We start from the raw sequence: 12,891 nt of genomic DNA, 5'->3' as shown, positions 1-12,891 counted from the left end.
TCATTTGGCCTGCAGGAAACGGTTGATTTCCTCCAGCGTTTCAAGCAACACCTGCGCCGCGTCACGCAGATCTTTGGTAAGGCCTTTGACACCAAGGTCCTCCAGTTCCATGCATTGCTCCAGCAACCCCTGGTGATTGAGCAGGTACGCCGTCCCCTTGAGCTTGTGCACGATGCGCTTCACAGCGACCAGATCATGCGCATCCAGCGCATGGCGCAGGGCATCGCTTTCGGACTGATTGCTGGAAATGACCCGCTTGGCCATCGATGCCTGAATATCGTTGGTCAATAACGAAGCTTCAACGGCCTGCGACTGCCCCGCGTCCAGCTTGGGAATCAGGCGGTTCAGTGCAGCCAGATTGGTGGGTTTGGCCAGCGCATGGTTCATGCCTGCGTAGAGACAGCGCTGAAACACTTCGCGTTGCGCATCTGCCGTCAGACCGATGATCAGACAGGGCTTGATGGACTGGCCCTGCTCCAAGCGACGAATGGCACGGGTCATCTCAAGGCCGTCCATCTCCGGCATATTGCAGTCGGTAATCACGATATCAATGTCATGCTTGCTCCAGACGGCCAACCCTTCCAGGCCATTGCAGGCGGTCAGCGTGCGATGACCCAGATAACCGATCTGCTGAATCAGCAAATACTGGCTTGGCAAATGGTCCTCAACAATCAGTACCGTCAGCACCGTTGCCGTATTTTCCGAAGATTCAATGCTGCTTTGCGCCACAGCATCCACCATCACCCGCGCCAGAGTGACCGAAAAATCAATACGCGTTCCGCTGCCCACCGTGCTCTTCACATTCAGCTTGCTGCCCATCAGCAGGCACAGTGCCTGGCTGATCGTCAGCCCCAGGCCTGCACCAGCATTGGGGTCGCTGACCACGCCATCCACCCCGCGATAAGGTTTGAAGATTTGATCCAGCTGCGCCGCAGGAATGCCCACCCCGGTATCGATGACGCTGATATCAAAGCGCAACCCCGAGTCACCGGCCACCTCCACCGAGCAACGCAGCTCCACCCCGCCGCGGTGCGTAAATTTGATGGCATTGCCAAGCAGGTTGGAGACGATCTGCTTGAGCTTGACGGCATCTGCCCACACCAGCTGTGCCGCGCGCGCATCGATTGACAGGCTCAGGCGCAACTGCTTTTGGCGCGCAAGCCCCGAGAACACCTTGCCCACAGACTCCAGCAGATCTTTCACCTTGACCGGCTCCAGCTCCAGGCTCAGCTTGCCCGCTTCAATGCGCGAGATATCCAGAATGTCGCCAATCAGCGCCAGCAGGCTGATCGCCGCCTCATAGGCAATATGGGCAAGCTGATGGTTCTGCTCCGCGTCGCCCTTGCGTGCCAGCACCAGCTCCAGCATGCCAATGATGGCGTTGAGCGGCGTGCGAATCTCATGGCTCATCGTGGCCAAGAACACCGACTTGGCGCTGCTGGCCTTGTCGGCCGATTCCTTGGCAACCCGCAACTCATCGAGCAACAGCTGCCGCTGCTGCAGATCCTCGCGCTTGCTGCGAATGCGCCTGCGCTGGGCAACAATCAGCCCCCCCGCCACCAGCAGCAGCACAGTAAGCACCTCGAACACGCGCCAGACGTACGACACGACGCCCTCCCAGTACTTGTCGTCGGTGGCTGAATTGGCACGCCAGCGGCCAATAATCTGCAGATACTCCCGGGGCTTAATCTCCAGCATTGCCTTATCAAGAATGCCAATTAATTGTGTTTGCCCCTGCGGCGCGCCGAACACAATACCTACGCCCAGACCGCTGACAACGTCTCCTGCCTTCAAACTACTTTCGTACTTGTAGGGAAGGTAATAACGCACCATGTTGGCGGGCGCAAGCGCCATATCAACGCGGCCATCACGCACCAGCTTGAAGGCCTTCCCCATGGTCTGCGTTTCATGAAAGCGCAATTTGGGATACCGGCTCTTGAACTGCTCGGGGTCTACATAGCCCTTGGCGACAGCGACGGTTGTTGTGCTCTTCTCATCCAGCGCGACCTGCGCTGACTCCTTGCGCTGCACGAACAGATAGTGGGTCGTCGTCAGCGGCTCTGTACGCAGATACGGCAGTGAGGCTGAAGCGGTATCGGGCAGGATGCTCAGAATGCCTTGTCCATGATCGAGCAAATCGTGCGCTTCGGTCAGCGAGCTGACGCGGCGAATCTTCAAGCGCATGCCGGTCTTGCGCCGGATGATGTCCAGCACATCTGACGCAATACCATTGAGACGGCCACGGCTGTTGAAAAAAGCGAAAGGTGCCAGATCCTCGCTCACCACCAGCTCCACCGTTTCATTGCGCTCCAGCCAGTCAAGCTCCTGCGGACTGAGGCGGCTGCGCAAATCACTGACGCTGCAGTCTTCTGTACCGCCCCACAGATGTTGCGCAGTCACTATCTGGCAGCGCGTCAGCCCGCCCAGCGCCCGCCCAAGCACCCCTGCAAGCAGCGTGCTGTCTGGCAACAGACCAAACCCGGCTTGCACCTCAGGCAGCTTGGCGCTCTGGTTAATCACAAACTGATTGCTGAACAGCTGGCTGGACAGGTACTCGCTAGACAGCGTGTCCCCCAGAAACACATCGTTCTCACCGTTCAATACCGAAGCCATCGCCAGCAAGGGCGACGAATATTGCTGAAAACGACCGCGCCCGCCAACGCTCTCAAACAGCTCCTGCATCATGCCGTTGGCTACTGCAATGCGGGTCTTGCCGTCCGTCGTGCTGTACTCATGCAAGTCCCCGCCCTCAGAAAATAACGCCAGCTGCGCCAGTGTGTAGGGGGCACTCAGCACCCAGCCATTGCTTTTCGCCATCAACGCATTGACATTGCTGACCATGTCAATGCGGCCATCGCGCAGTGCTGCATACATATCGCTACGGGCATCAAAGGCACGCACTTGCACAGGCACGCCCAGCTCGCGCTGCAGCGCCAATACATAGTCGGCCACAAGCCCTTCAAGGCGCTGACCCTCAACGAAGATACGAAACGGAGGCAGCGGATCGTTGAGCACACCAACCACCAGCAACTGCTTTTGTGCAAGCCACTGCCGCTCTGGCTGGGTCAGCGTGACCCTGACCTCGCTGAGTGCCTGACGGGGAACTGGCGTCAGCACAAGGTCGCCCGCAAAACTAATCCGGCTGCAGATCAGCAAACAAAAGGCGATGTGCAACAGGCACTGCACGGACGAACTTTCAGCTCAGCTCATACCAGATGGTGCCGGCGCGCAATTTCGCCCAGCTCAATCACAGAATCAACACTGAGCTTGGTCTGAATATTGACCTTGTGCCCGCTCACTGTCTTGTTACTCAAACTCAGCCGGGCCGCAATTTCTGCATTAGAGAAACCTTCCGCTAGCAGTTTCAAGATCTGCAGCTCTCGGTCCGTCAGATCGTCCAGCCCGCCCTCCGCCTTCACCTTGGCCTTGCCCAGCAAAGGCATGGCGCTCTTGGGAAAGAAAACATAGCCGTCGGCAACCGTCTTGACCGCCTTGGTGAGCGTCTCAATGGGTTCGCTCTTGCTGACAAAACCGCTTGCACCCGCTTGCAGGCAGCGAGTGGCATAGCTGTCTTTAGACTGCGAGGTAAACACCAGCACCCGCACATCCAGTTTCTCCCGGGTAATACGCTTGAGCACGGTCAGCCCATCGAGCTTCTCCAGGCCAATATCCAGAATGACGATATCGGGCGTTAACGACTCAATCATGCGCAAGGCATCAATGCCGTCGGCAGTCTCACCAAGGGCTTCAAAGCCAATGGGCAGCAGAGCCTGGCGAATGGCTTCGCAAATCAATGGATGATCATCAACGATCAGGACTTTCTTACGCACGGGACCACCGCAACCTTAAGAGGCACCACTTTTTCTCAAGCGGCAGGGACAATGAGGTATTAGCGACCAACTCCCCCAGCGATGGGGCAGCATCGAGTGAATCAGCCCAAGCTTTCAAAGATTACTCCATCTCTAAGGTTTGCACAGAACAGCCCCGTGGCTGCTGACCTTTGATGACATTCCCCATGCACCGCGGTGCGCCTGTTTTCATCCACCGATTCACACAGGCAAACGCAGCCATCCCTGATGCAATTAAAAGCCGGTGCTGCAGTAGCGCCATGCGGTGATTGCCATCAACAATCGCCGCAAATGATGCGGCGATTAGATTAAATAAACACCGCATAGCCTCAAGGCAGCTCCCAATCGGTCCATAGCGGCCACGTCAGGGTGTGACAAGGCGCGCTCACAGCGGGCTTTGTCATTTGCACGTTTGGAGAAAATTTCAGAAATTTAGAGAACCTAACGGTTGATCTTTCGCAGTTCAAGTCGCTCACATTCGCATTGGCTCGCCCCTGATTTATCTCGCCCCACCCGCATTGCGCGCACCGGCTGCGGTTGCCTGCACAAATCCGCCCAAGCATCACAAGCATCGCATCCATTGGGTTCAGTGGCGTAACGTGGGCCGCTCTCCAGCTGCTTCAACGCCATCTTCCGTAGCAATTAAAACAATAGCTGTCATCGCTTATAAATAAAGGTTTTTAGATATTTTTATATCGTAAAACCTTTGCAGTTAAGCCTTGGCAGCTATTAAAACAACTCAATCGCCAATCACATGGCCCTTGGGCTCAGTTGTACTCAATCACGTAGTTCATCGTTGCATCGGCTTTGCCAACTTCGACTTTGCTGTTACCAATACGCTCATAGCCCGCCTCAAGCGGCAGGTTGTACCGCTCTCCGTCAGACGTGGAGTGCTGCCAATCCATATTCAGCGCACTGCCAACGTTAAAGGGCAGTTTCACGCCGTTGCTGGTCACTGCAATTTCAACACCTGTTGCACCGCCCGGCGTAAGGCGCAGCCTGCCCGGGCCATTGTTGCTGCCCTCAAAATAAACCTTGACCGGCAACTTGGAGCCCGCCGGCAACCCGGTACACACCACATTCAGCCAGGAGCGACGTGTTTGGCGCTTCGGCAAATCTGATACATGGACTTTGCCCAATGGAAAATCAATGATTGGATCCCCAGTACAGCCCGAGAAATACTCGCGGGTGGTCAGCTCAACAGTGCTATTGCCAATAAAGGTAATGGCCGTCCAGTCGTGGTATTTGCCAAAAACCTTGAAATTCAGATGAACCTGTCCCGGCTGAATGTGGTGTGCCGTGCGAATGAATTCCAGGTTGAAGTTTCTGAGCCCAAACGTCGCGAGCGGTGCGTTTTTCCTGCTCGCACTGAAAGGAACAGTTTCTCCCCCCGAACCGGCCGACCTGAGCCTGAAACCTATGCCAGACAAATTGGTGCTGTACACATCGCTGTAGCCGGGCTCCAGCTGGGCACCCTCCAGCCAATATGACAGGGTCACATTCGGCACTTTGTCGAGCGGACACTTGAGGTCAGGCATCCCTCTGAAGGGGTAGCTCAAAAAGAAGTGCCCCATCGGTGCACCAATGGGCACCAGCCTGAGATCTTGTGTTGAAGGGAACCCACCGTAGTTGGCGGTTCGAGAGGCCGTGTCAGGCTGCGAAGCTGGTGGTTGCTCCAGCCAGTAGCATCCGGCAGTGTTTTGAGCACTGGCGCTCAGGGCCATGAACAGCGTTACAGCGGCAAGAAGAAGTTTTTTAATCACAGGGGGGCTCCATGGTCAGCCCGGGCATTGCCGCAGGTAACGCTTACTTGGTCATAGGTCAGGGCACTGTCCTTGGCCGGCAAGGTGTAGGGGGCTAAGCAGCTTTGATCGCCCCAGTGCACAGTCACCCAGCCGTCATCCTTGATGCCAAACACCAGAGCGCGCGACTGGTTGTCAATCACCGCCAGCACGCTGCCCGTGTCATCTTCTACGCGGGCACCAAAAGGCAGTTTTTCGCCATTGACCGTGGCCAGAACAAACTGCACACGCCGGCCCGAAGATGCGTCAAAGCTGGCCTTGACCACGGCACCGCGCCGCGGCACAACGAACTGCGATGTTTCACGCACGTCCACGTCGGCACTCAGCGTCTGCGTGTCAATGCCGATGCTGTTGTAGCGGTAAGGCTGCGCATAACTTTCAATGGCGTAGCCAGACTTGTTGGTGCGAGAGACGGCGCCGTTCACGCCCACGCCCTCTACGCCGGGCACTTCCACCAGCACAAAGGTTTCGCCCACCGGCTGGCCAAAGGTGATACCGCCCGCATGCGCCACCACCGAGCCAGAGGCAGACACATCCACGTGGCGCGATGCACCAGATTGCGAGTAGTTACCCGCCAGCTTGGCCGCCGGAATATCCCAAAGCACACCAACGCCGCCAGAGCGCTGGCTGTCTGCCGAACCGGCCTGCGCCGAGTAAGACAGTCGGTTGTCATCGTCCAGGTAGCCCGACACCCCAGCCTGCAGCATCTCGCGGCCGTTGCTCGACCGCGTCATCTGGCTGTACAGCCGCTGCGAGCGTGACCCCAGGGGAATACTCACGCCTATGGCAAGCTGGTTTTCAGGCTTGCGCGAAGAATTGGTATTTTTCGTGCGCAATCCCGAGATGTTGAAGCTGATGCCTTTGTAGTTGCCGTTGTAGCCCAGCTGCGCACTCTGGGTTTTGCCCGCACGGTCGCGGTAGCTGGTTGCGCTCACACTGGCAAACAACGAGCCATAGCTGCCCAGTGGCTGATTCAGGTTCAGGTTGAGGCGGTTTTTGGGGCGGTTGCTGAAAAACGGGTGCAGGTCAGAGTCGTTGCGCGCCTGAATATGCTCGCGCACCGTGCGATAGCCCACGGTGGAATAAAGGTAGCCCGCCATGGTGAAGGCCGTGTTGGTGAGAGAAAGCGTCTTGGAGTACAGCAGGCGCGTACTCTGGCCCGTGGTGGTGTTGTGGCCATCGCCTCTTCGAGACTGGCTGTTGGTGACGTCCAGCGACACACCACCCAGTGCACTGTTCAAACCCAGTCCCAGGTTGAGGGCGCGGTAGCCGCTGGTACTTAAAAAGCCGCCAGAAACCGTCAGATTGTTGGTGGCGCCATACACCGCTGTGGCCTGCAGCAGTTGGGGTGCCTTCAGGCCCTCGGCGTCGTACTTCCCCACTGACAGGCTGTACCGAAAGGCACCCTTGCGCACCATCACCGGCAGGTGGGAATAGGCTTGCGTGAATGAGCGCTTGCGGCCATCGGATTCAATGATCGTGACCTCAAGGTCGCCGTTGGAGCCACCGGGGTAAATATCGCGAATCTCGAATGCGCCCGGAGACACGGTGGTGGAGTAGATGACATAGCCGTTCTGGCGCACTTCAACCGTGGCGTGCGTTTCGGCAATGCCATGCACCACTGGCGCATAACCGGCCTGGTCATCAGGCAGCATGCCAATGTCTGAGGCAATCTGAACCCCGCGAATGCGGCTGCTTTCAAAAATATCGCTGTGGGTATACAGCTGCCCGATGGCAAAACGGCCCTTGAGCAAAGTGACATCGCGCTCCACATAGGTGCGGTTGCTGGTAAAGCGGCGCGCGGCACCCGTGCTCTGGCTGAGAGACGAATCATTGCGCAGGCGCCATGGGCCCATGTTCAAACCATTGCGCATTCCCAGATAGGCGTAGTCACGGCTAAAACTGTCACCGCTGTTGCGGTTAACCGTCCACTGGTAGTTGCTGAAGGCTGCGGTCACGCCGTCATCCCACAGGGAGGGGTCCACGTAGCCCCGCGAGTTACGGCGGATGTATGCCTGAGGCACACTGAGGTACAGGGCGAGCTTGGAGACATCCATGTCAACAACAGCCCCCTCAATGCGCGCCAGCGTGACGGCCTCATCGTCGCCGCTGCTTTGCGCCACGAGGCCTTCTTTTTGCAGCCGCTCAATGTCCACCCCTATCTCACGCAACAGGCCAGCACTGAGCACCGGTTCAACCTCTGAGCGTTTGTCTGCCGCGCCAAAGGAAATGTTCTGGCGGCGTACCAGGCGCTGGTTCAGGTAAAGATCGACGATGTAGCTGCCAGGCAGCATGCCGTTGGACTTTTCGAAGAAACGCAGATCCACATTCGCCCCCTTGTCTTTGAGGAACATGGGGTTGAACTGAATGGCGTTCGCGGGGGAGACGCCCATCAGGCACGCTGCGGCCAGATAAGGCAGGGGCACACCGGTTTTCATCCAGATGCGCTGCGTTCTGGGTGTTTTATTGATTGTGCTCATCGGTATGCAATGCAGTGAGGGACCGCCAAAGCGGCGCGTTCTGCGCGCTGAGGCAATTGCCGCATCAAGAGTGCGAAAGCAATAAAGCAGTGGATACAGCATCAGAAACGAAGCAAGGCCTGGTGCTTGACCAGCCCCCCGTAGTCATTGATAGATTCCCAGTGCACCTGTGCATCACCACTGAGCGTGGCGGGCAGCTGGGTAAACGTCATGCGCTCGGTGCCCTGAGGCGCAACCATGGAAGGAGCCACCTCATACTCTTTCTCATCAACAACGATGCTGACCTTGCCGAAAGAGACGTGGAAAGCGGAGCCATTGCTGGCCAGCAGCGCAGGAGAGCCCGAGGTCTTGTCGACACTCCAAGTCAGGTTGCGCGCAGCTTCGTCCGCTGTGCCCGGCAGATCTTTGGGGCGGTAGAACAGCTTCAGCCGCTGCCGGATAGCGATCTGCAGGCTGTTCTCAGACGTGCTGACCTGGGGAATTTCTTGAACGTTCAGCCACATTACGGACTCACGGTCCTGCGGCAGGCCAACGCCCTGATAGAAGATGCGCAGCGTCTGCTCTTTGCGGTGGCCCAGGCGGGCCAGCGATGGTGTGATGGCAAACGGGACATCGCTCTCTGCCTGATTGGGCATGGCCTCAATCCACGACTGAATCATGATGTCATCGGCACCTTGATTGCGCACCTGAAGCGCGGCCTCTTGTTGCGTGGCGGGAAAGATAACCCTTGTTCCACCAACCTGAATGCCAGCCATGCCTGTTGCGGCGTGCGCCCAAAATGCCAGCACCAGATATGTGCGTAAAAAGAATTTGATATTCATTAGCGGCTCGCTGAAACCTGGGGCATCAGAGCGGCCAACACCACCTGGCAAATCGCAGATTTGCGACTGAGACGAGACGTAAAGCCGCAGGCAGTAAGGCGTACGACAAGGCGAAACAACGACGTATCAGAGGTGGTATTAGCGGCTCTGAAAGCCCCCCTTGGCACGACTTAGTCGTAAGTCAGAGTGAAAGGCAAAGTGCCGTTGGCTGCGCCTACTACGACCGTTTGGCCGTTGCCCACATACGAAGCACTCATGTTCATCGTGGCGGTGTATTTATTATTACCACCAGTACCACCAGCAGCAGCAGTCAGGGCTGCGGAGTATTCCTTACTACTATCAGACAGGTTAATGAGCTGGTTCGATCCGTCGTACAGACCGATACCCACACCAGTTGCGGCACCTGTGGTTTTCAGAAGGCGGGTATCGTGCGAGTCGATACCCGAGCCGCCAGAGGTGGGATCAAATTTGAACTTGACGGTTGTCAGGCCTGTGGAAGAGTTGCTGCAATCAAGATTTATCGCAATCGGTACGCTCTTGACCTTATTACCGGTACCCGCATCCGTAATGGCGCTCATTAAGACCTTGCCCAGCTTCACTGGGACGCTGTTGCCGGCACCCCCGCCTGTCACCTCGCACGAACCAGAGATGATTTCACCGGTGAATTCAATTTTTCCATCAGGATCCGCCGCCATTGCGGTACTGGTCAACGCGCATGCGGCGCAGGCAGCCATAATAGTCTTTAATTTATTCATGAGTTTAAACCTCCATAATATTCGCTGTTATTGGCGATCAGGAACTCTAATACCATTAATCAAATAAATAAACAAGAAATTTCTTGGTAACAAGCGAGATCCCTCTTGAATCCATCTTATTAATAGGATTTAAAATATTGCTTTTTTATAATCAGAAGAATAAATAGACAAATAAATACCATCAAACAATATAAAACAATATTCGGAATAATTTAAAACAGGCACTTTCTGTATTCATTCAATTGATTAGAATAATTTATGCCAGCAATTGAACATCACTCAAAATTAAACAGTGCAATATAAATATTGAATTAATATAAAAATTACATGCAGCGTGAGTGATTCATTTCACCGCCCGAGATTTCTACAGGCGGTGCATGGCTTTCAACATATTTTCAAGAGCTACGAATGAAATTTCGTACAACGAAACAATTTGCAGCATGAACACGCCTTCTGACTGCAACTTGCCATGACGCATCCGAGATGCAATCAAACGCAGCCTCCGCACCAGCATTCAAAGACGATGCCCCCAACTCTGGTGATGGGCCTGAGCACGCAATGCCCTCAACGGGCAGCATGTTTGCGGTCACCCGGGCCATGAAGGTGCTGGATGCTTTTGCGCTGGGAGAGTCTCACCTGACGCTGGCCGAGCTGAGCCGGCGCTGCCCATTGCACAAGACCACCGCACTGCGTATTGCACGCACGCTTGCACAGTAGTCTGGATACCTGGTTCAGCGTGAAGACGGTGATTGGCGTTGAGGCCCTGCAGCAGGCTGGCTGGGAGCGCGTTACCAGGCTGGTTTTGATGTGCAAAACGTGCTGGAGCCCGCACTGCGCGCGCTCACCATGGACAGCGGAGAAAGCGCCGCCTTCTACGTCAGAGAAGGCAATGTCAGAACCTGCCTTGTGCGCGTGCAAGGGCCGCAAGCGCTGCGCCATCACGCACGGATGGGTGAAGGCCTGCCGCTGGACAAGGGGTCTCCAGGGCGCGTGATACCTGCTTTTTCTGGAGCGCCCGGCGAGCTCTATGAGGCCATACGCCAGCGTGGTTTTCACTGGTCGATTGGAGAGAGCGAGCAAGGCGTGGCAACCATTTCTGCCCCCGTTTTTGGCAAGCACTGGCGGCTTCTGGGTTCCGTGTGCGTGTCGGGCCCGGCTTCACGCCTGCCGCAGCAAAAATTGGAAGAAATGGCCCCCACTGTGATTGCTGCAGCCAACCAGCTTTCTGATGCATTGGCCGGAAATACGGGCACAACCGCGCCCCTAGCCAGAGAAAGCTATTGGCACCCGTGATGGTGTCTGCACCCGCTGTTCTCAGCGAGGGCTGACCGGAGCGCGCCAGTCAAAGGTTTGCGGTAGAGACAGGGCCTGAGAAGTACGCTCCCCCGGTCGCATACCTCGGGCACATAGCCCGGCGCATCCCCCGATGAGCAGTTGCCATGTACTGAAGATGCAGAGCGCCAGATGCTGGCGCGCAGTTGCAGGCGCTAGGCATGGGGTTCGTGGAGCCAGTAGTGGCTGTCCGGCAGGGCGCGAGCGCCAAAGATGGCCTGACCGACGCGCACCACCGTAGCGCCTTCTTCGATGGCGATCTCGAAATCCCCGGACATGCCCATGGACAGCTCTTGCAGCCCGATGCTGGCGTGCACGCTCTGGCGCAACTGCTCGCGCAGGTTGCGCAGCCGCACAAAACACTGGCGCACGCGTTCCGCATCGCTGGAGAACAGTGCCAGTGTCATCAGCCCGCGCACGCGCAGCGCAGAGAACGCGGGCAGCTGTGCGTGGCGCCAATACTGCTGAATCTGAGCGTCTGTATCCGCAGCTGAGTATCGATCTGTCGTTTGGCGACCGTACAGTCGATCTGATCGAGGAGGGATTTGACCTGGCCATACGCATAGGCCCATGCATGGCATTCCTCTCAATGGCTTGCTCCCACTTCTTGATGGCTCACTGGCCGGTCAGCGCGCGAGAAAGTCCTGAACCATATTGTTGAAGACTTCGGCGTGCTCCCACTGTGCCCAATGGCCGCACTGACTGAACACGTGGAATTCCGAGTTGGGAATGCCCCATAGCAGGCGCAGGCCGATGTCCAATGGCACAAAGCGGTCGTCACGGCCCCAGATGATCAAGGTCCTGGCCTTGATTTCAGGCAGGCGCGCGCCGTAGTCGCTGAACTGCTTCGGGTTGATCTGGGCGCTCTTGACGAAGTTTTCGAGGTGATCACGGCGGGCCAGGATATTGCTCAGACGCTGCTGATAGAGCTCTTCGGTCAGGCTGCTGCTGTCGTACACAAACACATTCATCATGCGCTTGAGGTTCTCCACCGTGGGGTCGCGGTACAGCGCGCCGATGAGCTTGATGCCTTCGGCGGGCATGGGCACGAGGGCGCTGGGTCCGCCTGTGCCGCCGCCCATGAGGATGAGCTTGCCCACCATCTCGGGATGGGCCAGCGCAAAGCCCACGGCGCTATGACCGCCCATGGAGTTGCCGATGATGTGAACCTTGGCGATGTCCAGCGCGTCCAGCACGCCTTTGAGGCAACGTGCGTTCAGATCCGAGCGCGAGCCTGTGCTGACGATTGTGTCGCTTTTGCTCCAGCCGGGGCAGTCCAGCAAAATGACACGGTATCCCGCATCCACCAGCGGCTCGATATTGCGGTGGAAGTTGGCCCAGCCGCTGGCGCCTGGGCCGGAGCCGTGCAGCATGACCACGACTTCGCTGCCGCAGCCGACATCGTTGTAGTGCAGCCTCAGGGGCTGTCCCGCTTCGGTGATCGTGACAAAGCGACTGCTGGAGGCTTCCGTGTTGGGGGCGTTCATAAATGACTCCGTGAAGGCGGCAGCCACGGCTGGCTGACCGCAGGGATGGTGAAAAGATCAGAGGGAGGCGGCTTCGCGTTGCCTCAGCAGGTCCAGGGCGACGTCGACAATCATGTCTTCCTGACCCCCGACCATGCGACGCTTGCCCAGCTCGACCAGGATGTCCACGGCCTTGAGTCCGTATTTGGCGGCAGCCACTTCAGCGTGACGCAGGAACGAGCTGTAGACCCCGGCATAGCCCAGTGCCAGCGTCTCGCGGTCCACGCGTACCGGACGGTCTTGCAGCGGGCGCACGATGTCGTCGGCCGCATCCATGAGTTTGTAGAGATCCGTGCCGTGGTTCCAGCCCAGGCGCTCCGCGGCTGC

General features: G+C 57.2%; 7 protein-coding genes and 4 pseudogenes. 2 read left to right on the top strand and 9 right to left on the bottom strand.

Annotated elements, in window-relative coordinates; genetic code table 11:
• The 6 genes from DFO48_RS08560 to DFO48_RS08535 all read right to left on the bottom strand — a co-directional run bounded on the left by DFO48_RS08560 (position 1) and on the right by DFO48_RS08535 (position 9,706).
• Complete coding sequence (locus DFO48_RS08560) at positions 1-3,117, bottom strand: transporter substrate-binding domain-containing protein (protein WP_233506356.1); 3,117 nt, start codon at positions 3,115-3,117, stop codon at positions 1-3.
• 89 nt (positions 3,118-3,206) lie between these two features.
• Positions 3,207-3,830: a response regulator transcription factor gene (locus DFO48_RS08555; protein ID WP_034348569.1), complete on the bottom strand. Its 624-nt coding sequence runs from the start codon at positions 3,828-3,830 to the stop codon at positions 3,207-3,209.
• Between the two features lie 785 nt (positions 3,831-4,615).
• Positions 4,616-5,611 (bottom strand): fimbrial protein, encoded by a 996-nt coding sequence (locus DFO48_RS08550; RefSeq protein ID WP_114863139.1) that lies wholly within the window; start codon positions 5,609-5,611, stop codon positions 4,616-4,618.
• On the bottom strand, positions 5,608-8,130 hold the full coding sequence (locus DFO48_RS08545) for a fimbria/pilus outer membrane usher protein (protein ID WP_199406971.1): 2,523 nt from the start codon (positions 8,128-8,130) through the stop codon (positions 5,608-5,610). The genes DFO48_RS08550 and DFO48_RS08545 overlap by 4 nt, the downstream gene beginning before the upstream one ends.
• Before the next feature lie 101 nt (positions 8,131-8,231).
• On the bottom strand, positions 8,232-8,951 hold the full coding sequence (locus DFO48_RS08540) for a molecular chaperone (protein ID WP_114863137.1): 720 nt from the start codon (positions 8,949-8,951) through the stop codon (positions 8,232-8,234).
• Positions 8,952-9,121: 170 nt separating this feature from the next.
• Positions 9,122-9,706, bottom strand: a complete 585-nt coding sequence (locus tag DFO48_RS08535; RefSeq protein WP_114863136.1) for a fimbrial protein — start codon at positions 9,704-9,706, stop codon at positions 9,122-9,124.
• A gap of 558 nt (positions 9,707-10,264) precedes the next feature.
• Between DFO48_RS08535 and DFO48_RS08530 the strand changes: the two are divergent.
• Positions 10,265-10,999, top strand: a pseudogene (locus tag DFO48_RS08530) (IclR family transcriptional regulator).
• Positions 11,000-11,193: 194 nt separating this feature from the next.
• On the opposite strand, the pseudogene DFO48_RS08525 reads toward DFO48_RS08530, so the two are convergent.
• A pseudogene (locus DFO48_RS08525) lies at positions 11,194-11,484 on the bottom strand (alanine racemase); the annotation flags it as partial.
• Here DFO48_RS08525 and DFO48_RS25585 point away from each other — a divergent pair.
• A pseudogene (locus tag DFO48_RS25585) lies at positions 11,476-11,609 on the top strand (LysR substrate-binding domain-containing protein); the annotation flags it as partial. The pseudogenes DFO48_RS08525 and DFO48_RS25585 sit on opposite strands and share 9 nt — an antisense overlap.
• A 55-nt stretch (positions 11,610-11,664) precedes the next feature.
• Here the strand turns inward: DFO48_RS25585 and DFO48_RS08515 are convergent.
• A complete protein-coding gene (locus DFO48_RS08515; RefSeq protein ID WP_114863134.1) occupies positions 11,665-12,525 on the bottom strand; it encodes an alpha/beta fold hydrolase in 861 nt (286 codons plus the stop codon).
• A gap of 57 nt (positions 12,526-12,582) precedes the next feature.
• Positions 12,583-12,891 (bottom strand): annotated as a pseudogene (gene mhpE, locus DFO48_RS08510) (4-hydroxy-2-oxovalerate aldolase); the annotation flags it as partial.

This window comes from Comamonas sp. AG1104, from assembly GCF_003350425.1.
GTDB classification, from domain to species: domain Bacteria; phylum Pseudomonadota; class Gammaproteobacteria; order Burkholderiales; family Burkholderiaceae_C; genus Comamonas; species Comamonas testosteroni.
The sequence above is the reverse complement of the archived record's forward strand: the minus strand, read 5'-3'. Positions and strand labels throughout refer to the sequence as shown.

What these genes read in the sequence shown, in the direction of transcription:
- DFO48_RS08540 (WP_114863137.1), bottom strand. Translation starts at nt 8,951, where the DNA reads ATGAATATCAAATTCTTTTTACGCACATATCTGGTGCTGGCATTTTGG.
- DFO48_RS08535 (WP_114863136.1), bottom strand. Translation starts at nt 9,706, where the DNA reads ATGAATAAATTAAAGACTATTATGGCTGCCTGCGCCGCATGCGCGTTG.
- DFO48_RS08515 (WP_114863134.1), bottom strand. Translation starts at nt 12,525, where the DNA reads ATGAACGCCCCCAACACGGAAGCCTCCAGCAGTCGCTTTGTCACGATC.
- DFO48_RS08545 (WP_199406971.1), bottom strand. Translation starts at nt 8,130, where the DNA reads ATGAGCACAATCAATAAAACACCCAGAACGCAGCGCATCTGGATGAAA.